Origin of the sequence: Selenomonas sp. KH1T6 (assembly GCF_900108415.1) — a bacterium.
GTDB classification, from domain to species: Bacteria; Bacillota; Negativicutes; order Selenomonadales; family Selenomonadaceae; genus Selenomonas_B; species Selenomonas_B ruminantium_A.
The window spans coordinates 85,977-108,607 of sequence record NZ_FNWN01000002.1 but is presented as its reverse complement, the minus strand read 5'-3'; the positions used below and the strand labels follow the sequence as shown (position 1 = coordinate 108,607).

The 22,631-nt window shown below is 52.0% G+C and carries 19 protein-coding genes; 4 read left to right on the top strand and 15 right to left on the bottom strand.

All coding sequences use genetic code 11. The features are described 5' to 3' along the window. Nucleotides 1–15: 15 nt before the first annotated feature. A complete protein-coding gene (locus BLW59_RS01985) occupies nt 16–1,299 on the top strand; it encodes an oligosaccharide MFS transporter (RefSeq protein ID WP_074695736.1) in 1,284 nt (427 codons plus the stop codon). A 117-nt stretch (nt 1,300–1,416) separates the two neighbouring features. Continuing rightward, nucleotides 1,417–2,106 (top strand): FadR/GntR family transcriptional regulator, encoded by a 690-nt coding sequence (locus BLW59_RS01980; protein ID WP_037377068.1) that lies wholly within the window; start codon nt 1,417–1,419, stop codon nt 2,104–2,106. A 64-nt stretch (nt 2,107–2,170) separates the two neighbouring features. On the opposite strand, the gene BLW59_RS01975 is transcribed toward BLW59_RS01980, so the two are convergent. Next, nucleotides 2,171–3,397, bottom strand: a complete 1,227-nt coding sequence (locus BLW59_RS01975) for a hypothetical protein (protein ID WP_074695734.1) — start codon at nt 3,395–3,397, stop codon at nt 2,171–2,173. A gap of 304 nt (nt 3,398–3,701) precedes the next feature. Between BLW59_RS01975 and deoD the strand changes: the two genes are divergently transcribed. After that, nucleotides 3,702–4,412, top strand: a complete 711-nt coding sequence (gene deoD, locus BLW59_RS01970; RefSeq protein ID WP_074695731.1) for a purine-nucleoside phosphorylase — start codon at nt 3,702–3,704, stop codon at nt 4,410–4,412. A gap of 133 nt (nt 4,413–4,545) precedes the next feature. Here the strand turns inward: deoD and BLW59_RS01965 are convergent, their stop codons facing one another. The 5 genes from BLW59_RS01965 to BLW59_RS17045 form a co-directional block, all read right to left on the bottom strand. Next, complete coding sequence (locus tag BLW59_RS01965; protein WP_074695729.1) at nt 4,546–4,797, bottom strand: hypothetical protein; 252 nt, start codon at nt 4,795–4,797, stop codon at nt 4,546–4,548. Continuing rightward, entirely contained in the window at nt 4,794–5,285 is a 492-nt protein-coding gene (locus BLW59_RS01960; protein WP_074695727.1) for a DUF3990 domain-containing protein, read from the bottom strand. Before BLW59_RS01960 ends, BLW59_RS01965 begins: the two co-directional genes overlap by 4 nt. Before the next feature lie 154 nt (nt 5,286–5,439). Further along, entirely contained in the window at nt 5,440–5,511 is a 72-nt protein-coding gene (locus BLW59_RS18295; protein WP_413778174.1) for a hypothetical protein, read from the bottom strand. A 124-nt stretch (nt 5,512–5,635) separates the two neighbouring features. Further along, nucleotides 5,636–8,158, bottom strand: coding sequence for a flagellin (locus tag BLW59_RS01955; protein WP_074695725.1), 2,523 nt, complete (start codon nt 8,156–8,158; stop codon nt 5,636–5,638). Nucleotides 8,159–8,179: 21 nt separating this feature from the next. Then, nucleotides 8,180–10,528, bottom strand: coding sequence for a flagellin (locus tag BLW59_RS17045; RefSeq protein WP_175463336.1), 2,349 nt, complete (start codon nt 10,526–10,528; stop codon nt 8,180–8,182). 142 nt (nt 10,529–10,670) lie between these two features. Here BLW59_RS17045 and BLW59_RS01935 point away from each other — a divergent pair, with 142 nt between their 5' ends. After that, on the top strand, nt 10,671–10,865 hold the full coding sequence (locus BLW59_RS01935; RefSeq protein WP_074695724.1) for a toxin-antitoxin system HicB family antitoxin: 195 nt from the start codon (nt 10,671–10,673) through the stop codon (nt 10,863–10,865). Between the two features lie 81 nt (nt 10,866–10,946). On the opposite strand, the gene BLW59_RS01930 is transcribed toward BLW59_RS01935, so the two are convergent. The 9 genes from BLW59_RS01930 to guaA all read right to left on the bottom strand — a co-directional run bounded on the left by BLW59_RS01930 (nt 10,947) and on the right by guaA (nt 22,476). Then, entirely contained in the window at nt 10,947–11,480 is a 534-nt protein-coding gene (locus tag BLW59_RS01930; protein WP_074695710.1) for an NADH-quinone oxidoreductase subunit B family protein, read from the bottom strand. Between the two features lie 10 nt (nt 11,481–11,490). After that, a complete protein-coding gene (locus tag BLW59_RS01925) occupies nt 11,491–12,993 on the bottom strand; it encodes an NADH-quinone oxidoreductase subunit C (protein WP_074695708.1) in 1,503 nt (500 codons plus the stop codon). After that, nucleotides 12,993–14,492, bottom strand: coding sequence for a proton-conducting transporter membrane subunit (locus tag BLW59_RS01920; protein WP_074695919.1), 1,500 nt, complete (start codon nt 14,490–14,492; stop codon nt 12,993–12,995). Before BLW59_RS01920 ends, BLW59_RS01925 begins: the two co-directional genes overlap by 1 nt. Before the next feature lie 19 nt (nt 14,493–14,511). After that, entirely contained in the window at nt 14,512–15,135 is a 624-nt protein-coding gene (locus BLW59_RS01915; protein WP_074695706.1) for a hydrogenase, read from the bottom strand. Between the two features lie 15 nt (nt 15,136–15,150). Beyond that, nucleotides 15,151–16,041 (bottom strand): respiratory chain complex I subunit 1 family protein, encoded by an 891-nt coding sequence (locus BLW59_RS01910; RefSeq protein WP_074695704.1) that lies wholly within the window; start codon nt 16,039–16,041, stop codon nt 15,151–15,153. Next, the gene (locus tag BLW59_RS01905; protein WP_074695702.1) at nt 16,038–18,047 is read right to left on the bottom strand and encodes a proton-conducting transporter membrane subunit; all 2,010 of its coding nucleotides are present in this window, start codon (nt 18,045–18,047) and stop codon (nt 16,038–16,040) included. The genes BLW59_RS01910 and BLW59_RS01905 overlap by 4 nt, the downstream gene beginning before the upstream one ends. Nucleotides 18,048–18,263: 216 nt before the next feature. Beyond that, nucleotides 18,264–19,235: a glycosyltransferase family 2 protein gene (locus BLW59_RS01900; protein ID WP_074695700.1), complete on the bottom strand. Its 972-nt coding sequence runs from the start codon at nt 19,233–19,235 to the stop codon at nt 18,264–18,266. A 17-nt stretch (nt 19,236–19,252) separates the two neighbouring features. Further along, nucleotides 19,253–20,794, bottom strand: coding sequence for a hypothetical protein (locus tag BLW59_RS01895; RefSeq protein WP_175463335.1), 1,542 nt, complete (start codon nt 20,792–20,794; stop codon nt 19,253–19,255). Nucleotides 20,795–20,946: 152 nt separating this feature from the next. Further along, nucleotides 20,947–22,476 (bottom strand): glutamine-hydrolyzing GMP synthase, encoded by a 1,530-nt coding sequence (guaA, locus tag BLW59_RS01890; RefSeq protein WP_074695917.1) that lies wholly within the window; start codon nt 22,474–22,476, stop codon nt 20,947–20,949. Nucleotides 22,477–22,631 lie beyond the last annotated feature (155 nt).

Genomic DNA, 22,631 nt, shown 5'->3' with positions numbered 1-22,631 from the left:
TAGGGGGATTTAATCATGAAATTACTGCAAGCCTTTGGCAACCCGTTCTACCGCATGGGTTCCTTACAGATGCTGCTATTCTTCGCCGGCTGGGGTATCTGGTGGTCTTTCTTCCAGATCTGGCTCACCACCAAGCAGGGCTTTTCCGGCGCCCAGGTGGGCACCATTTTCTCCTTTGGCTCTGCCGCAGCCCTCATGCTGATGTTCGTCTACGGCTCCATTCAGGACAAGCTGGGCATGAAAAGGAATCTACTCATCGCCCTGATTGCCTGCCAAGTGTTCCTGGCTCCCTTCTTCACCTGGGTATATGTACCCATGCTGGAAGCCAACTTCTACGTAGGTGCCGTAGTAGGCGCTATCTATCTGGCAGTTTCCTACCTTGCCGCCTGCCCCGTCTTTGAGGCCGTCACTGAGCGCATGAGCCGTCGCTTCCACTTTGAATTTGGCCAGGCCAGAGCCTGGGGTTCCTTTGGCTATGCCATCTCCGCTTTGGCCGCAGGTTTCCTCTTCACCATCAGCCCCTATCTGGTTTTCTGGACCGGCTCTGCTGTTTCTGCTGTGCTACTGGCTCTCCTTCTCTTCATGAAGCCTGAAAAGGATGAAGGGAACCTTGCCCGCTATGAAGACAAGGCAGAAAGCCTGAAAGACAGCAAGACACCTTCCATGAAGGATATTCTGGGCGTGTTCAAAATCGGTGACGTGTGGAAAATCATCGGTTTTGTCATCATGAGCTGGACCTTCTACACGGTCTTTGACCAGCAGATGTTCCCCGAGTTCTTCACCCGCTTCTTCGATACTCCCGAGCAGGGCCAGCAGGCCTATGGCGTGCTGAACTCCATCGAAGTGTTCCTGGAATTCCTCATGATGGGCCTGGTACCTGTCTTCATGAAAAAGATTGGCGTGAGGAAGGCCATCCTCCTGAGCTGCGCCATCATGGTAGTGCGCATCGGCGGCTGCGGCCTGGCCACCAGTCCTTTGGGCGTAGGCATCATCAAGCTTCTGCACGCTCCCGAGACCGCCCTCTTCATCCTGGCCATCTTCCGCTATTTCACCCTGCACTTCGATACCCGCATCTCCGCCACCCTCTACATGGTGGGCTTCCAGATTGCCGCCCAGGTGGGACAGATCATCTTCTCCGCACCCCTGGGTGCCCTCCATGACCAGATTGGCTACCAGCAGACCTTCCTGGTGATTTCCGGCATCGTCTGCGTTGCCAGCCTCTACGCATTCTTCATCCTGCGCAAGGATGAGGAATGCGTGGAAGGCCAGCCTTTGGAGATGGAAGCTGTAGCTGAATAAGCCCCCTTTCGCTGCCCAGCCCGTGCCCACGGGCCGGACAGCGATTTTTTTATGTCGCCTCAACTGCTTTATGATATACTTACTTGTAGCAAGAAAATCTTATGGAGGTTGATTCCCATGTCAACAAAGCCACCCAGCCTGGCAGAAGCCAAGGCCAATGAAATCATCAAGTATATCATCGACCATAAAATGATGCCCGGAGACAAACTGCCCACAGAGTTGGCCTTCCTCTCCATCCTGAACGTCAGCCGCAGCACCCTGCGGGAAGCTTTCAAGCTGCTGACTGCCCGCAACATCCTGGATGTACGTCAGGGCTCCGGCACTTTCGTGTCTCCCAAGCGGGGCATACCCGATGACCCCCTGGGCCTGACCTTCATCTATGACGACAACCAGCTGGTGCTGGATATGCTGGACGTGCGCCTGATGTTTGAGCCTAAAGTGGCAAGCCTGGCCGCAGCTTATGCCACTGGGAAACAGCTTAATGAGATTGCCGCCCAGGCAGAGGAAATGGAACGCTGCATACGGGAGGGTGAATCATACGCCGCCGCCGACAGCCGCTTCCACAGGCTGGTGGCCGAAGCCAGCGGCAACCGGGTCATAGGCAATCTCACCTATATCCTCAATTCCTCTGTGGCCAAGAATATCGAGATCACCATGGATGCCCAGCGTGAGAGCAACACCATCCATTACCATCGGCAGATACTCAAAGCCCTGAGGGAAAGAAATGTCAAGGATGCCCACCACGCCATGACCATGCACCTGTCCCTCCTGCGCGACTTCATCATGAACAAGATAAACGAAAAATAAGCAGCCTAAAAAGGGCCCGCATTCGCGGGCCCTTTTAGGCTGTAAGCTCTTATGATTGCAAGACTCACTTCTCCCCAAAGGCCTGCAGCACTGCATCTATCAAAGCTTTTTTCTGGTACTCTGACAGATGGCTGCGATTGATGGCACGGCCGAAGCCCATGAGGTACTCGATTTTCTGCAAGTGGGAAAGCCCCGTATTCTGGTTGAGAATCTGGACAACATGATAAACTCCCGGCTCAGAGGGATCACGGGAAAGCTGATAGCGCATGGCGTATTCACCCGCCATGATATGGCGCACTACTTCATCGGAAATCCCCTCATACTCAGGAGGCCGCTCCACCTGGATCTGCTGTGGCAAAGGCTGCTGTGCAGCACGTTCAGTCTGCGGGAACTGCTCCTGGGCACGCTCCTGGCGCTCTTCCCTGGAAGCAGGCTCCTGCCCCTGCGGAACAGGTTCTGCCAGAGGCTTCTGCCTGCGAGAGGCATACAGCCCTTCCGGATGGATTTTCACCATCTGGCGGGGGGGCGGAGCAGGTTCCTGCGGAGGAACAGGCGGTGCCGCCTTCTCAGTTTGGGGCCTGTATTCGCTTTGCGATACGGGCTGCACCTGGGGCTGCGGCGTTGCTGCAGGCGTCGCAGGCTGTGTCTTCACTGCCGGCGCTGCGGGCTGAGTCCGCTCTACTGGCGGTGCCGTTTGGACAGGAGGCGCTGTCGGCTGCTGCTCCTTGGGCCGGACAGGCTGAGCAGACTTGGAAACAGTGCTGCCAGCTGGCTGAGCAGACTGAGCCGAAGCAGGCACATTGCCTGCAGGCTTTGCTGGCTGCACCGGCAGGGGCTCACTGGCAACAGGCTTTTGCGCCTGAACAGGCTGGGAAACCGCTCCTTTGTTGTCAGGCTTGGCCTGCGAAGCTGCTTCTGGCTTAGGTGTTGCCACAGGTTTATTTACCTGTGGCTGCACCTTGCTTTCATCCGCAGGCTTTTTCTGTGCCCCCTTGGCAGCCTGAGCTGCTGCCGCCCGCTTCTCCTCCTTGCGCTTGGCATCAATATCATCCGCCGTGATGATGATAGGCTGGGCTTTCTTGACCTGCTCCTCCTTTGGCTTCAAGGCAGACCAGTAGAGCGGCATGCTGCGAAGCTCGGCAGCCTGTGCAGCAGCTGACCCCGTCAGGGCTCTTTGCTGCACAGCCGGCACCGGCTCGTCCGGCACTGCCGCCCAGGCTGTACCGGAGGACAGGGCAATACAGACCATTGCCGTCAACACCGAATTGCGTGTCTGTTCCTTCATATCCATAGCCTTAATCCCCTTTGTCCCTTCCCGTGATAATTATCTAAATATATTTACATGTTTAATACTTCAAAAATCGGACACTTGCCCTTTCTATTTTATCATTTTTTCCCTATAATATAAATGTCAGTTTGAATAAAAATTTTTACTATGAAATCTTAGTGAATCAAGCCCATAGCGACGCTCTGCAAAAGCAGAGCTAGTCCCTTTAGGGAGGCGCAGATGAACTTAGATTTCGTGTAAGGGCGTGTGGACACCGCAGGTGTCCATTAAGTTCACAATGCAGACATTCAGAAAGTGAGGCTTCATCATGAGTACACCACATATTGCTGCTGAAAAGGGCCAGGTAGCCGAGCGCATCCTCCTGCCAGGAGATCCCCTGCGGGCCAAATTCATTGCCGAGAATTTCCTTGAGGATGCCAAGGAATACACCCATGTGAGAGGAATCCTGGGCTACACCGGTACCTATAAAGGCGTGCCTGTCTCCGTGCAGGGCACCGGCATGGGCATGCCTTCCATCTCCATCTACACCCATGAGCTCATCAATGAGTACGGCTGCAAGAAGCTCATCCGCGTGGGAACCTGTGGTGGCATGCACGAAGACGTGAAACTCCGTGATGTGCTCATCGCCCAGGCAGCCACTACTGACTCCGGCATGATGAAGAGCATCTTCGGTCCCGCCATCAACTACGCCCCCATTGCAGACTTCGACCTGCTGCGCAAGGCCGTGGAGAGTGCCGAGAAACTGAACCTGCCCGTGAAGGTAGGCAATATCTTCTCCGCCGACCGCTTCTATGATGAGGATGTGGACAACGAGCGCCTGCGCCGCTATGGCATCCTGGCCGTAGAGATGGAATCTGCTGCCCTCTACACCATCGCCGCCCAGTTCCACGTCCAGGCCCTGGCCATCTTCACAGTCAGCGACCATCTCCTGCGGGGCGAAGCCTGCACCGCCGAGGAGCGCCAGACCACCTTCACCGATATGATGAAGATTGCTTTGGAAACGGCTATTCAGGACTAAACAAATCCCCTAAACATAAGAAGACAGGAATCCTGCCATGACAAATGGCTTGTTTTCCTGTCTTTTTTAATGTCCTTATTATTCTTTCAGAACCTTCACGCCACGCTAAAAGCTCCCCCCTAACTAACGTCTATCAAAAATTCACCGCTATACGCTTCTGCCTGTTCAGATATCGTTCTACATAATCCGCACAGTCCCTCTGGGTCATATCATGGAACCACATTCCCTCAGCGGCCTTAACTCCCTCAAGAAGATTGCTGGTCTTGACCATCTTCTTGGCTGTGTTGAAAGAATAGCCCCGCTTGCACAGTTCCATGACGGTAGCCCTATATGCAAAAGTCACATCATTCAAGGAAAGCATATATTTCGCGGTCTTGCTCCTCATAGCACACACTCCTCTCGAAAAACAAGTGCCTCTATTGCTCTTTTTGTCTTTATTGCTATTTGCAAGCCCGGCAACTTTGCCTTCAAACCTGCACGGAAATCTGCCTCTGTTATCAAATTCGCAGCCAGCATTTCCATCATAACTGCTATCTTGCCATCAGCAATGGGCCCCATTATGCAGTCATGCTCTGGCAACTTGTCAGCAAAGGCCTGTCCCCAACGCCTAAAGCCCAACACTATATCTTCCCACTCTGACAAACCAGGCTTCAGAATAGTAAGCTCCTCCAACTCCAGTTCATAGGTTAATATGGCACCGCGCTGTCTTTTTCTGAATCCAGCCTGACTGGCACGCCCCTTGGCTACTCCCTTTTGGGTTGCTAAGTAGAAGCCCATCCCAAAATCAGCCGTCCATTCTCCCTGCGACAGATTTATCCCATATTTTCTGATATCCTGTGCCGAGCGAAAATCCGTGCCATGATGCAAAAGCATACCAAACCCTCCTGTTTACATCATTATAACACTTGCAGAGAATTATGAACAGAGCCAGCGACGCATTGTAATCGCTGGCTCTGTTACTCTTTTCATTGTTGAATTTATAGCCTCTCCGCCAGCATATCCGCTGCCGCAATCAGTCCCGCAATCATCACATTGGGACGCGGGGGCAGCCGGGGACATAGATGTCCACGGAGACTACCTTCTCCGCAGGCCCTACGATGGCGTAGCTTTCGCCGTAGGCGCCGCCGTCGATGGCGCAAACGTTGCAGGAGCCAGCCTCCAGATGCCGTAACCGAAGTCATCTGTCCACTATGCCATGCCTGGTCTACGCATCTGCTTTTTCACTATTGCAACAAACTCAACACCCCGCCTGCACTTTGGTTTGCCTGTGCCAGCATGGCCTGGGCAGATTGAGTGAGGATGTTATCCTTAGTGTAGGCCATCATTTCCTTTGCCATGTCGGCATCGCGTATAGTCGATTCGCTGGACTGAGCATTCTCACTGGCTATGACAAGGTTTTCTTCTGTCTGCTCCAGCCTGCTGATATATGCTCCCATTTGGGTTGCTTGGTCAAGTGCATAGTCAATAGCATGATCTATCTTTCCCAAAGCCTTTATTGCTGCCTCTCTCGGGTCAATCTTCACATCCAGTATTCCCAGTGCCTCCGGACCCATGTCCTCGATATATACACGCAATTCTTCGTTAGCCTTAGGACCAGTATGGATTATTAGGGGGACATTAATTCTCGTCACCTCTAATTCTTTTTTTTCGTATACTGATGTTGTGATATCTTCTCTAATCTCCGTATAAGTCTCATATGTGGTCGTTTTAGTTTCATTAACCGTTGTTGACACAGTGGTTGTTGTAATAGTTTCGGTGGTAACGTTGTAAACAGTCGTCTCATAAACCGAGGGATCTGTTGTATCTGCATCATTACTGTATTCATATCTTTCTATTTCTTTATATCTTACCATGCCACAGGTAGAAGTGTCAGTATTTTTTCCAATTCCTGCTGTCGAAGCACTGTCATTTGTGTACGAAGGTATTTGCGTTATATTTTTGCATATATCTATATTACCACAAGTGCAATTATTCCTTCCTGCACCAATAAAAACACTATCCACTCCGAGAATAGGACATTCTGTAAGAATATCATAAGTGACTCCCGAAAAAAGTTCTATATCTCCACAAGAACTAGCAGCTCCACCTGTTCCAATACCAGGTGCTGGAGACAAATTTGAAGACGTATGTATATAAAGATTGGCATCGGAATAAACATAAATATTTCCGCAACTTCCATATATCCCAGCACCAATCCCTGCACCTTGATGACTGATTGCTAAATCTGGTCGATCACCAGTCTCAAAGGGTCTTGTTATATTAATGTTAGTATTTGAACCTATAGATATATTACCACATTGTCCATCTGAGCCACTGCCTATGGCAGCACCAAATCCGAAGCCGCCTAGATATTTGTAAACAACTGAAATATTTAATGATACTCCATCACCTATGGATATATCTCCACAAGTTTCTGCATAATTTCCACCAATTACTGCCCCATAATGTAAAGCATTCAATCCCCCCTCCACGTTGCTTTGCGTATTTGTTCTTAAAATATCCAAACTGCCATTTCCCAATATAGAAAGATTACCAGTTGAATTTATTATAGCCTTTTCCAAATTACGCGGATTAAGTATGGGGGTACACATAGAGGTAATCGAATTATCTCCAATGATATGCAATATTCCCTCAGTTCCCGTAAATGCTACAGCAGATTTATCCTGTGTATTGCTTATACTGACATTTTTCAAATACAAATTACTCGAACTATCCTTGATATAAACATCAGAAAGTGTGGTATCAGCGCCCAAAATTGTTACGTTATCTACTGAAATATTCAAAGTCCCAGTATAGTCATCAGCAAACTTCCACACGCCACCCTCCGTTAGTGAATTCATCCCATTGGTAATCATCCTATAGCTGGCAGAACTTGTCCCTGTCACCGCCTCAGCGCTGACAATTGTCGAAACTTTGGTAGTCGTAACGGTTGTCGTATCCGTCACAGTTTCCACCGTAGTATTGGTAGTATTAGTGGTAGTCAAATCCCTACGCACTTCGGTAACGGTATTTTCATCTTCCTCAATATTCCTGCTGGTGACCGCATTGGAATTGCTGCTAGCAATAGGTCCAGTGGTGGAAGTAGTTCTAACAGTGTTGGTAGTGGTGACAGGCATCCCCTCTGTTGTCCCTGTAGTTGGCATAGTTGCACTGGTAGTTACAGATGTGTTACGAGTTGTATTGCTTACAGGACTGCTAGTGCGCACGGATGTAGATGTAGTGGTGGTGACAACAGGTGGCGTAGTATTTACCGTTGTCACCGTATCGGAACTAAGGGCAGTGCCCAGTCCCATTTCCTTGCTCCCTTCCAGCATGTATTGATAAGTGCCGTTCAGCAGCAACTTACCATTGTAGTTAGTCTCCTCAGCAATGTCGTCGATATTTGCCATGCGCTGGTCAAATTCTTTTTGCAATGTGGCGCGGTCAACTGCACTATTGTGATCATTGGCAGAGTTAATTGCCAGTTCCTTGAGCGTACGCAATTCCTCAATAATACATTGAATTCCTCCCTCTGCTACCTTTATTAAATCTCTACCCGTTTTGCTGTTTTGAATGTCCTGTTCCAAAGCACGAATCATGCTTCTCATGCCCTCGGAAATAGCATATTCAGAAGCACCATCCCCTGCCCCTGTTATCTTTGTTCCAGAGGAAATTTTCTTGAGATCTTTGGACAAGCGGTTGCTGTTCTTGTTCAATTCTCCCAACGCCATGGCGGCAGAAGTATTATTTGCCACGGTCAAAGCCATAAGTCCTGCCTCCCTTCCATATCACTGCAACAATTGCAAAACAGAGTTGCTGCTTTGGTTGGCCTGCGCCAGCATGGACTGTGCCGCCTGAGTGAGGATATTGTCCCTCACAAAAGCCGCCATTTCCTTGGCCATATCTGCATCACGAATTGTACTGTCAGAAGCAGTTGCATTTTCATGCTGAATGGTAAGATTGTCAACCGTTTCCTGCAAGCGCACTTGATAGGAACCCATGCGGACATTTTCATTCAAGGCATACTCCAGAGCTTCATCCAATTTGCCCAAAGCCTCCAACGCCTTTTCAATTGGGTCAACCGCCACATCTTTCAGTCCCAAAGCCTCAATGTGCATATCATTGATGTATACTCGCAAGTGCTGATTGGCTTTCGGTCCAGTATGAATAATCAGTGGATTGCCCTCAGCCCATACTCTCCTGCCGTAATAACCACCACTTCCGCCAATAGTATCTCCAACTCCTGGTACGGTGTCACCGCCTCCGGGCAAGGTGTCATCTCCTCCAGGCGTGGTGTCATCTCCTCCGGGCAGGGTGTCATCTCCTCCGGGCAGGGTGTCATCTCCTCCGGGCATGGTGTCATCTCCTCCAGGCATGGTGTCATCTCCTCCAGGCGTGGTGTCATCTCCTCCGGGCAGGGTGTCATCTCCTCCAGGCTGAGTATCAGCACCGCTTGTTGTTCCTCCTGTAGCAGTAGTATTTCCTCCTGAAAGAGTTCCCATAACGCCTTCCTTTATAATCATCCGTGGTGCATATTTTGTCCCGCCATATTCCTTGGTAAGATATAAATTTCCGTCAATATATCTAATCCTCACATCATGCTGAGGATTAAGTTGTACCCCGCCTCCAACAGCATAACCTTTAGCATCTGCAAGACCTTGAAAAAGCGCTGTTTCCAATTCAGCCGTACTTGTTACATCCTTTATTCCAACAACATACGAATAAACTGTATATTGTTCCACTGGCTGATATTCAATATTAGTTCTTGGTAAACTAGATATGCTTACTATCCCTTCTCCAACACTTCGTTCACTATCAAATCTAATAGTTATATATTCCATGCAAGCTTCACATTGAATTGTAAAACCTTGATTGTTCAGATCATCTGGAATATTCCCTTGGACATTAGAAAAATCAATTTTCTCACATATATAACTTGTTAAATCGCCGTGATGATTTGTAGATTCATCATAAATGACCTTTATTCCCGTCCCTGGCTCTTCTGCAATTTTAAATTTTCCTAACACGCGTATATCACTACTAGATGGACCACTTCTAATATCATCGCAAAATCCACCTTGCAACCATACCTCTGTTCCAACTTCAGGTATACTTCTCAATACTTCACGCTCCCTAAATATATCTGGAGGAACTGGCTGTTCAGCAAACATATAGTACTTGTAAAATTGACCAGTCATCCCTCCTCCTTCGCCGCCTAAAGCTATCGGCCTAACTATACATGGAATCCCAAAATCTTGGTAACCAGGCACATCATTAAATTTTGTATATGGAATAGGCGCATAACCCTCACTACTGTCAAGATAATTCTCATAACCGCGTTCAACTCTAGGACAAGCATGCATATCATAAGGATAATACCAGTTCGGACGACTAGGGAAAAGTCCTACAGCTGTGCTATTAGGCACCAATCCAGTCAATGGATCAAAAGTAATACTTTCTGTTGCATTGGAATTATTTGATTGCAACAAAGAAGATTGTATACTGATTTGATTGCTATCATCTGACATCCCTAGCAAATCAGCACTTGTCCTAACCATAGAACCCGCAAATGCTCTTGATGCAGGATAGGCCGCTGACCTGCCGCTGAAAAAACCTCCTGCCAATCTCATGCCATTAGAACTTCCATTCACATTGCCCCGAACAGAACCGCTGTCCCCTATCTGTATTACTTCCTCATACTCCTTATACCAGTAAGTCCCATCCAGCAATACCTTTCCGTTGTAATTTGTAGTGCTGGCTATATCATTTATCCCCTCCATACGACTGGCAAATTCCTTCTGCAGTGTCTTTCTATCCACTTCACTGTTATGGTCATTGGCAGAGTTTATTGCCATCTCCTTCATAGTTCGCAATTCTTCTATGATATTTTGTATCCCGCCCTCTGCTACCTTGACTATATCTATGCCCTTTTGGGAGTTCTCGATGTCCTGCCCCAGTGAACGTACCATCACTCTCATTTTTTCAGAAATAGCATACTCTGCCGCCCCATCCCCGGCACTGTTGATCTTCATACCGGAGGAAACCTTCTGCAAGTCCTTCGACAGGCGGCTGTTATTCTTGTTCAGCTCCCCCAGAGCCAACGCCGAGGAACTGTTATGCGCCACCAGCATAGCCATGATGACTCCCCCTCTGTATATCGCACTATAATATATAGTGTATTTTGCACTCATATTATCGCATATATTATATCGTAATTTTCAGCGTATATCTTAAGCCCTGAATCACAACCTAAAATATAGACAAAAAGGGAGTGGTTCCATGTTCACCGTCAAGAAGATTGAAATGATCAATAAAACCTTCCGTCTGCCGTCAGATCTGGTGGAACGGCTCAGTGCCGTGGCCCAGGAGCAGGGCGTTTCCATGAACAACCTGGTCTCTCAGTGCTGCGAATACGCCCTGGGGCAGATGCCGGAAGAGAAAACTAACGAGGGAGCCACCAAGGCCAAGCCCTGAGCATCGAAAAAAGCGGCCAAGCATCCGTGAATCTCCATGGTTCACGGTGCCTGGCCGCTTTTCATATATTCTTGTTTATATTTACAGCCTCTCCGCCAGCATATCCGCTGCGGCGATCAGTCCTGCAATCATCACATTGGGACGCGGGGGGCAGCCGGGGACATAGATGTCCACAGGGACTACCTTCTCCGCAGGTCCTACGATGGCGTAGCTTTCGCCGTAAGCGCCGCCGTCTATGGCGCAGTCGCCGCAGGCCATGACCAATCTGGGCTCGGGCATGGCTTCGTATGAGCGCTTCAGGGCCTCCGCCAGATTCCTGGTAACCACTCCCGTCACCATCAGCAGGTCTGCATGGCGGGGGCTGGCATCGAAGTGGATGCCGTAGCGGTGCAGGTCGTAGAGGGGATTAGACAGAGCCCCCATCTCGAAATCGCAGGCATTGCAGGAGCCTGCATCCAGATGGCGCACATGCAGGGAGCGACCCAGGCGGCTCTTGATGATATCCGCCGTAACCTTCGTGCCGTCAGGCAGATAGGGCATGGCCTCCCCTTCCTTGAAGGTGATGGCCTCCGTTGCCACCTTGTCCTTCAGCAGGCGTTCAAGTAACTTCAGCATATCTTTCCTCCTACCTGTCCAGACAAGCGTAGCAGAGCTCGAAGCTCTTGTTGATCAGGGGAAAATCAGGGATGATATCCCCCTGCACGGCAATGGGCAGGGCCGGCCAGTTGGCATAGGAGGCGCTGCGCACGAAAATGCGGTCAAGCAGCCCCTCTTTGTCAAAGGCCACATAGCAGAAGCTGCTGCCGCGGGCGGATTCTGCCACCCCCACGGCCTCGCCCTGAGGCTTGCCCAGCTCGGTGCAATGTGCTCCCTGCTCTTTTTTCAGCATTTCCAGCAGCTTTCCTGCCAGACGGAAGGATTCCTTCAGCTCCCCAATGCGCACCAGGATCCTGGCCGCCACATCGCCACTGGTCTCGGTGACAACGTTCAATGAAAGCTCGGGATAAACGCCATAGCCAAAGTCTGCCCGGCTGTCGTGGGCATAGCCGCTGGCCCTGGCCCCTACGCCTACCAAGGCAAGGTCCCGGGCGGTCTTGTTCCGCACAATGCCCGTGGTGCGCACGCGCTCCTGGAAGCTGTCCTGCTCCGCAAAAATCCTCTCCAGATCAAGAACATTCTTCTCCACTTCGCTGAGGACTTCTGCTGCCCGGTCAAGTTCACTGCCAGACAAATCCTTTGCCGTGCCGCCGGGCACGATAAAGCCCCTGAGGAAGCGGTTCCCCGTGAGCTCGTCCTGCAGGCGCATCATGGCTTCCTTGGCCCGGGTGCCGATGCTCACCGCAAAGGAGAAGCCCACGCCGGCAGGGATATTGCCCAAGTCACCTACATGATTGGTGATGCGCTCGATTTCCAAAATGAAGGTGCGGAGGATTTCTGCCCTGCGGGGCACAGTCGTCCCTGCAGCCGTCTCCACCGCCTGGCAGTAACTCCAGGTATTGGCCGCTGTGCAGGCGCCGCAGATGCGCTCGGCAATGGGATGAGCCTCCAGCGCCGTCTTGCCCTCCATCATCTTTTCCAGACCCCGATGGGTATAGAACAGCTTGGCATCAAGCTGCAGCATGCTCTCGCCAGCCTGGCTGAAGCGGAAATGCCCCGGCTCGATGATGCCCGCATGGATGGGCCCCACAGGCACCTGGAAGGTGCCCTCGCCGCTCACCGTGTGCATGTGGGTATGCTTGCCCTCAATAAACTCCACTTCCTTAGGCGCATCCTTCCGCAGGGGATGGATTCCTTTGGGGAAATTCTCATGGAGCACCAGGGGGCGCGGATCAGGATGATTTTCAGCCTTCAGGCCAAACATATCCTGTATCTCACGCTCGAACCAGGAAGCGGCGGGAATGAGATGGCTGAGGCTGGGGAAGCTCATGCTCTCCCCCACCTTTGCCTTCAGGGCACGATGCGCCTTCTCCTCGGGGAACTCGAACACCGCATAGACGGCAAAGCCGCCCCCGACGTTGGTTTCATCCCTGCCGAACATGGCCGTAAGGGGATGCTTTCCGCTCTCATTATAAGCCTTTGCCTCAGAAAGGAGGGCTTCAGCCGTTATTTCTTTGATTTCAAGCTTCATTATGCCACTCCTTTCATGACAATCTTAGCGGCCTCGCTCAGAAGCTGGTCAAATTTCCCCAGCTCCGGCAGCAGGGCGCCGAATACGCCGCTTACTATCAACAGGGCTGCCACCACTGCCGTATCAAGACGGCCCAGCAGCTCGCCGGCAGCCTTGCGGTGGGGCTTGCCCCCCACCATGCGCAGGGCATGGTAAAGGATACCGATCAGCATGCCAGCCAAGAGCGCTAAGGCCAGCACGCCCAGCCAGGGAGTGCCACCCATAAAGAAGCCCTGCAGCAGGTAAAACTTGCTGAAGAAAATGCCCATGGGCGGCATGCCCAAAATACCCACAATGGCCAGCAGGAAGAAAAAGGCCGTCCTGGGGCACTGAGCAATCATGCCGTGAATGCGCATCATGTTCTTGGTGGCATAAGTCTCCATAATGGTGCCCGCCAGGTAGAACAGAGCGTACTTGATGAGCGCATGGTTCATCATGTGCAGCAGTGCTGCCTTGGCTGCCAGTGGCAGAAACAGGCCAACCCCCGCCGCCATGAGGCCGAAGTTCTCCATGGAGGAATAGGCCAGCATTCTCTTGATATCACGCTGCACCACCACAAAGGGCACGGCCAGGGCGATGGTGAAGAGACCGAAGAACAGGAACAGGCTCTGCACGAAGTCCACACCTACCGCCGGCAGGAGGATGATCACCGCCCGCAGCAGCACATAGAGGGCGCAGATGCAAAGCGCGCCGGACAAGAGGCCGCTGGTGAGGGCCGGAGCCTCAGAATGGGCATCCGGCAGCCAGGCATGCATGGGAGCCAGGCCGATTTTCGTGCCATAGCCTACGAAAAGGAAGGCAAAGGCCACCTTGGCCAGGCCCTCAGGCAATTCTTTGCCATGCTCCGCCAGATGAGCAAAGTCCAGGGCCAGCTCGGAACCCAAAGCCTGCAGCTGCGCATCGTAGAGCAGGATAGTGCCCAGGAGCGCCAGGCAGATGCCCACGGTGCAGACCATGACATATTTCCAGGCCGCTTCCAAAGAGGTGCGGGTAAATTTGAAGGCCACCAGCAGGGCGGAAATCAGGGTGGTAGCCTCGATAGCCACCCACATGAGCCCCATGTTGTCCACCAGCACCACCAGCATCATGGTCCACACAAAGAGGTGGGACAGGGCATAGAAACGGCCCTCCAGATGGGTGAAACGGCGCAGGTAGCCGTAACGTATATTGGTATCCCTGTCAAGATAGGCCTTGCTAGTCCAGGAAAAGCCCACATACAAGAGGGAAAGTATCAAGAGCATCCAAAGGCTCAGGGCATCCAGATAGATAAAGCCCTCATGGAGGCTGCTATCTACCGGGAACAGCAGGACAATCTGCCAGACAGCCACAGCCACCAAAGTTGCCACCAGGCGGTCAGCCCAATGCAGCACCCCGCCCTTGAAGAAGCCGGAGGCTGCCAGCAGGCTGAAAGCCAGGGGCAGAAGGAGCACAAAATCCAGGAGCTCCTGTATTGTAAACATAGATTCCATCATAACCCCCTTACCCCTTCAGTTTCTTCATCACAGTAGTATCGGTAGTCATAAAAGACAGGCTCATGCGGTTGGTGAGAATCACCAGCACCACCACGGCAATGAGCACATCCAGGAACACGCCCAGCTCCACAATAAGGGGCAGCCCCTCGGTAACAAAAAGTCCCAAAAGGTAAATGCCGTTCTCCATGGTAATGAGACCGCAGATCTGCATGATAGCCCTCTTCCTCATGACCATCAGGGAAAGCCCCGTCAGGATCATGAAGATGGAAGCTGCAATGACGTCACGGCCAAAAGCCGAGGCTCCCAGATTGTCCACCAGCACGTAGCCCAGCACCAAAAACAGGGCCCCGGCCAGAGTGGAATAGTTCACATCGATATCAGAGACAATCTCCCTTTCATCCGTCAGCTTGCCAATGAGCCGCAGGATGGCGCCGGGAATGAAAATCACCTTGATCAGAAGGGTCAGCAGGGCAGGCACCAGATGCACGCCCCCGTGGACCAGCCCCACAATCAGGCAGGCGCAGGCCAGCAGGCAGGACTGAAAAGCCAGGCAGTACACGGAGCGCCGCAAATCCATGACCCTTGTCTGCAGCAGCACAGCAAGGATCAGGAAAATAACCAGTTCGTTCATATTTCTCCTTCCTCCTTACCAGGCTTCAGCCATAAAGGCCACCATCAACAGCACCACAGCAGCAGACAGGTAAATCCGCACCTTGAAGAGGCGCATCTTGTTCACCAGGATTTCAATGAGGCCGATGAGCAAAGCCCCCAGCAGCACCTTCACCGCCAAAGGTATAGCCAGCGGCAGGTAAAGATTGCCCCAGAGCACCAGGAAAACCATCAGACGCACCATGCTGCCCAGGTGGATATAGCTCAGGAGACGCCCAGAATACTCCAGAGTCATACACTCATGGATCATGGTCAGCTCCAGATGAGTGTCCGGGTTATCCACCGGCAGGCGGCAGTTCTCCGCCAGCATGATCAGGAAGAAGGCCACGCAGGCCAGCACCGTGGGCAGGGTGAAGTAAAGGCTGCCGTAGTCGATAGCCATGCGGGAAAGGGTGGTAGAACCGTAGCGGGAAGCATTCAGCAGCACCGCCAGCATCACTGCAGGCTCCACCAGCACGGAAATGTAAATCTCACGGGAGCTGCCCATGCCGCCAAAGGCGGTGGCAGAATCCATGGAGCCCAGAGTCATGAAGAAGCGGCCCAGAGCCAGGATGCAGACAAAGATGAAGGCATCCCCCATATCAAAGCCGCCTTCCAGGCAGCCCACCATGGCGGCTCCCATCAGGCTGGTCAGGAGATATATCACGGGAGCCAGGATAAAGATATAGCTGGTATAGGGAGTGAGGATGGTCTCACGCCGCCACCATTTCCAGAGGTCAAAATACTCCTGGAAAATGCTGGCCCCCTGGCGCTTCTGCAGGAAGGCCTTGACCTTGTTGATAAGGCCGGCCACCAGCGGCGCCAGGAGAAGCAGGGCCAAAGCCTGCAAAAGGTATGCTCCCAGCAGGAATCCGATCTCACTTATCATTTAGCCCACCCCCAGACAAGCACCAGCACCATGGCCAGCATAGTATAACCGATATAAAGACGCACACTGCCCTGCTGTACCCCCCGCAGCACTTCCGCCAGACGCACCAGCAGGTGCTCCGCAGGATGGTAAAGCAGGCGCTCGAAATGCTCCGGCAGGCTCAGGCGGTACTCCAGCCTCCTGCCGAAATATTCGTGTTCCCTGGTGAGGAAAATCCGCTCCCTGCGGGGCCTCAGAATGGAAGTGAAGGCCCGGCGCAGGGGCTTGGACAGGCCCGTAGCCGTGTACTGCTGACGACGGGTGGGCAAGGTGCCACAGTTCCAGGTGATTTCCCTTTTGGCAAAGACCTTGGAACCCATAAGGGGCAGGACCAGCACCACCAGCAACAAGAGCGCCAGAACAAATATCAGCACAGGACTGTAAACCGCCAGATCCCGCGCGCTTCTCAGCCAGGCAATGCCCCAGATGCTCCCGTTCAGGCTGCCAAAACCTGCCCCCAGAGCCCGGGTAGCAGCCCCCAGCAGCTCGCTGGGGAAGAAGCCCAGGAAGATGACGAAAGCCGCCTCCATGCCCATGCCAATGCGCATGGACAGGCTGGCCTCATGGGCATTCAGCACTGCTCCGCTCCGGCGGCGGCCCAGGAAGGCCACGCCAAAATAGCGCACAAAGCAGCCCAAAGCCAGGGCGCCAGTCAGCCCCATCAGGATAAAGGCCACAATCACCAGCAGGCGAAGGCCCTGGGTCCCGGCGCTGTCAGCCAGGGACATGAGGGACTGCAGGGTCAGCCATTCTCCCAAAATGCCGCTGGTAAAGGGCAGGGAGGAAAGGGCCATGCAACCCACCAAAGTGAAAACGCCAGTCCAGGGCATCTTCTTCAGCAGCGCCCCCAGCTGCTCGATATTCTTCGTCCCCGTAGCATGCATCACCGCACCGGCGCTCATGAACATCAGGCTTTTCATGATGCTGTGGCTGAAGGAATGCACCAGCACCGCTCCAAAAGCCACCACAGCCAGCCCGGCCTGGCCAAGGGAGAAGAGCAGCATGCCCGCCCCAAAGGCAGTGAAGATGATGCCCATGTTCTCCACAGAGGAATAAGCCAGAATCCGCTTGATGTCCTTTTCCATGGTGGCATAAAGCACCCCCAGGAAAGCAGAAATGAGTCCCACCAGCATGACCACCAGGCCGTAGGCAAAGACCTCCGCCCCCAGGAACTGGAAGACAAAGCGGCCAAAGCCGTAGACAGCCACCTTCAGCATGACGCCGCTCATAAGGGCGGACACATGGCTGGGAGCCGCCGGATGGGCATTGGGCAGCCACACATGGAGAGGCATCAGGCCTGATTTCAGGGCAAAACCAATAAAGGCCAAAGCAAAGGCCACATGGCGCAGATTCTCAGTCAGGCCATTCTTGGAGAGATCCATGAAGGACAGGCTTTCAGAGGCGCTGCCCAGGAGATAGAAGGAAGCCATGATGGCCGCCGTGCCCAGATGGGTCATGACCATGTACTGGTAAGCCGCCTGCACCGTGGCTTTCTTCTCATTCTCATGGTAAACCAGCAGGAAGGAGGCCAGAGCCATCACTTCCCAGGCCACCAAAAAGGTGAAGCCGTCCCCGGCAATGAGCACCAGCACCATGGAGAGGATAAAGAGGTTCCAAAGCCCGGTCAAAAGCCGCAAGCGGTGGCCCTGATAATGGGCCGCATAACCCAGAGCGTAAATGCTCACCGCCGTGCCGGAAAGCCCCGTCAGCGCCAGGAAGAACCCGCTCCAAAGGTCAGCCGCCAGACTGAACTGCCCCCAGGCAGCCACCGGCAGGAGCCAGCCTCCCGGCAGGGAAAATACTCCCCAGCCCAGCATATAATCTGCGGCAGAAAGAAACACCAGAAAACTTGCCCCGGCCGAGAGCAGGGTTCCCACCATATGGGCTCCCCGCTCCCATCTTTCAGGCCACAGGAAAGAGCAAGTCCCCAAGGCATACAGCCCCAGGGCAATAAAGATAAGTTCCATGCCTACCCCCTAAAATAATACCTAAAAATTAAAAACAGACATGCCTAAACTTGCCAGCGTGCCTGTCCATAGCGGATATGTAACTCCATGAGTATACTACAATTTATATAGGGTGAAAAGGAGGAAACTGAAATTCCCATGAAAATAATATAAAACTTGTGACAAGCAATATGCAGCAAGCAAAAAACCCCGGCTGCACAGCCGAGGCAAAACATCTCAAACATGGATGTCTTTATTGGTATTTTTGTCTAGCAGCATGGCCACCGTTTGCAAGTGCATTTCGTACTGACGCCGGCTTTCTATAACTCCAGCATCAAGTACCATTCCCACCGCCAATGACAGCATCGCCCCCAGCATTAGACAGGAAGAAACAAGCAGTGTAGGAATTCTGGGCACCAACCCCGTGGCCAAATAAGTATCAAAAATCGGCAAAAACAATCCCAACGAAGATAATGCCATCGCTAGGGCCACACCACCGAAGAGGCGCAAGGGACGAAACGCACGGTAAAGTCCTGCAATGGTAAGAAGAACCCTTGCACCATCAGAAAAAGTGGACAGCTTGCTGTGGCTGCCAGAAGGTCTGTCCCGATACGATACAGGGGTGCTCATGATTCGGAGATTATGGTTCAGAGCATGAATTGTCATTTCCGTCTCTATCTCAAAGCCTTGTGAGAGGATAGGAAACGACTTAACAAACAAGGGGCTGAGTGCTCTATATCCCGTCATTACATCCAGTATGCGAAAGGTAGCATCTCCCCATAACTGATCGATGATTTTCCTTACCAGCCTGTTACCGAAACCATGAAAAAGGCGCTTGTTTTCATGAAAATAAGTAGTTGACAGTCTGTCTCCAACTGCCATATCTGCGCCCTCCATCAGAACTAAACGACAGAGCTCAGCGGCACTCTCCACCGGATAAGTATCATCCCCATCCACTAAAAGATAGCAGTCTGCCCTAATATCCCTAAACATGCTACGGATAACATTACCTTTTCCCTGGCGGCTCTCCTTACGAACTATCGCTCCTGCCTCTTGGGCCAATTTAGCCGTAGCATCAACAGAGTTATTATCGTAAACATAAATGGCAGCCGATGGCAGTGCCCGGCGGAAGTCAGTGATGACCTTGGCAATGGTCAAGGCTTCATTATAACAAGGAATAAGAACAGCAATATTATATTCCTTGTTCATAAAAATGTCGTCTCCTATCACAAGTTCACCTTGAATATCCGGCACATTACTTCACCTTCAGCATTCTTTTGCTCATATACCAGCAAGAAATCCTCATCATGGGGCAGCAATGTATATATTGCCCCGTCTCCCGGAACAGTCATAGCATAATCGAAATGATTTTCCCGGAAAAATTCCTTGTAGTCCAGCTTTTCATCCGCCAAGTCAAAATATTCCTTGATAATATTGTGCTCAATTCCCGTGTTGGAGGGTAAAAACACTTCCGGTCTGGCATCCATATAGCACTTAATACGACGAAATTCTGGGTAAGCACCACTGTTAAAGCCAGTCCACAAGGTAATTTCTTCAGGTCGGTGCATGGCCAGCAAATAATCTATCGCAGGCGCAAAGGTGTGATTGGTCTCATCTCTCCTGCACGCCCCATACCAATTGGAAAAGCAATAGAAGGAAAGTACCACCAGGGAAACAGACATAACCTTTAGCTGTGTGGAAGGCCAATGCAGATCAAAGCCTTTTCCTTCTTTACTGCAACTCCATAGACTGATGGTACCACAAAGGAATGCAAACAGGAAAAACAATTTCACTATCCATGGATATGTAAGATTATGCAGTTCCGGCCTGGACAAAAACAATAACACGGCCATTAATGCAATAGCCAAAAAAGGAACAACGAAAACCGGACTGGTGCGGGTATTTCTCGCCAGAAACTTAGAGTGCCATCCACGGAATATATAGGCTAAGGGAAGTGTCCCCAAGAAGAAAAACAAAAACATATTGCGGAGGAAAAACAGCCCCATTAACATGGTACCAAGAAACAAAAGAAAGTAGCGCAAAGGAACGCTATTTCTGGCTTGCAGCGATATCAGCAAGGCTGTCAACGCAAAAAAATATTTCCCTTCACGTATCCCGGCGTTAACGGCTTGTATTTCTGCTATACGTCCATGAATGACCGGATCATAGGAATAAAGCACAAAGGTCATGGCTTCCCAACCGTAAGGATTTATAAAGCCTGCCAGAAAAGCGGCTAACGCCGCTACAGCCAAGGGACGAACCGAAAATTTGCTGCCGGGAAAATGAAACGATGGCAAGCCAAATTTCCCCATTAGCCAATCAAGCACAAAAGGAGCCAGCAGAACAAACACAAAAGGCCAAAGGGCAGCGTGAAGATTGACAACCAGTACAGACGCCAAGGGCAAGACTAAAAGATAAGATTTTTTTGAGGTACGGAGGTATTTTTCCAAGAAAAATATTTCCGTCACGAATATAAGCAGGGAAATAACTTGCGGTCGGGTCACAAAAAAGGCAGGAGCCGTCATTATTCCCACTGTCAAGGCCATCATAAAGGAAACCTGTCGATTCTCCTCGCTTAGAAGCAGGCACAACCGATAATAAGCATATATGAGAGCACAACCTAGAAAGAATATCAACTCTAACAGTCCTGTCTCTCCTAAAATGTTATATATCTGCCAAAATATTACCCCGGTAAGCCATTGTTCCAGCACGAAATGAAGTCCTGCATGAACGGTGAAAGGTTCTGTATGGGGTATGCCCTGCTCCATTACATAGCGGCCGCCATTCAGGATAAACCATAAATCGTTGTCCGGCAGCCACCTTTGCAACAGTGCTCCAAAAAACATTAGAGCCAGAACAAGACCTTGCTGGGATAAATTGCTAAGCTTTTGCTTTATATTCATTGTAGCAATAAAAGGACTTATTCAAATTCAATAGTAGCAGGCGGCTTGCCGGTGCAATCGTAGAGTACGCGGTTGACGCCCTTGACCTCGTTGACGATGCGGCTGGTGACCTTCTGGAGCACCTCCCAGGGAATCTGGGCGCTTTCGGCTGTCATGAAGTCGGAGGTCATCACAGCACGCAGGGCAATGGCATAGTCGTAGGTGCGGCCATCACCCATGACGCCTACGGAGCGCATGTTGGTAAGGGCGGCGAAATACTGCCCCAGTCCCTTCACACCTGCCTTGTCCACCTCTTCACGGTAGATGGCATCTGCCTCCTGGACAATCTTCACCTTCTCCTCCGTCACATCACCGATGATGCGGATACCCAGACCAGGGCCTGGGAAGGGCTGACGGCTCACCAGGTACTCGGGGATGCCCAGTTCGCGGCCTGCGGTGCGCACCTCGTCTTTGAAGAGGAGGCGCAGGGGCTCCACGATTTCCTTGAAGTCTACATAGTCCGGCAGACCACCCACATTGTGGTGGGACTTGATGGTAGCAGAGTTGCCCAAACCGCTTTCGATGACATCGGGGTAGATGGTGCCCTGCACCAGGAAGTCCACAGCTCCAATCTTCTTGGCCTCTTCCTCGAAGACGCGGATGAACTCCTCGCCGATGATCTTGCGCTTGGCCTCAGGCTCCGTCACGCCCTTGAGCTTCTCATAGAAGCGCTCCTTGGCATTGACCCGGATGAAGTTCACATCGTAGGGGCCATTGGGGCCGAAGACTGCTTCCACCTGGTCTCCCTCGTCCTTTCTGAGCAGGCCGTGGTCAACGAAGACGCAGGTAAGCTGCTTGCCGATGGCCTTGGACATGAGCACAGCTGCCACAGAGGAATCCACGCCGCCGGACAGGGCGCAGAGGGCACGGCCGGAACCGATTTTCTCCTTCAGCTCCTCAATGGTCTCCTGCACGAAGGAGCCCATCTGCCAAGAGCCGGAGCAGCCGCAGACCTCATAGACAAAGTTCTTCAGCATGGTCTTGCCCTGCACCGTGTGCATGACCTCCGGGTGGAACTGCACAGCATAGAGCTTCTCTGCCACGTTCTCCATAGCCGCCACAGGGCAAACGGGAGTGTGGGCCGTAACCTCAAAACCTGCGGGAGCTGCGGCGATATAGTCCGTGTGGCTCATCCAGCAGATGGTCTTGCCGTCCACTTCCTTGAAGAGCTTGGAAGCATGCTTATCCACCTGAACCTCGGTCTTGCCGTATTCGCTGGTGGGAGCCGTCTCCACCCTGCCTCCAAGCAGGTGGGACATGAGCTGGGAACCGTAGCAGATGCCCAGCACGGGAATGCCCATGGCAAAGAGTTCCTTGCTGCAGGTGGCAGACTCGGATTTATAAACGCTGTTGGGGCCGCCGGTCAATATGATGCCTTTCGGTGCCATTTCCCTGATTTTCTCCAGGCTCAGGGTATGGGGGTGCACCTCGCAGTACACATGCTCCTCACGCACCCGGCGGGCAATCAGCTGATTGTACTGACCTCCGAAGTCCAGCACCAAAATCATTTCTTTTGCAGGCTTGCTCAAAACGGTTCCTCCCTCTCGTTACTAACAATACTATCTTTGTTAATCATACCATAGGCAGGAGGAAAATAAAAGCAAGGGCTGCACCTGAGCATGCTCAAATTTCAAAATCTCCCGGCTGCATCCCTGCTTATCCT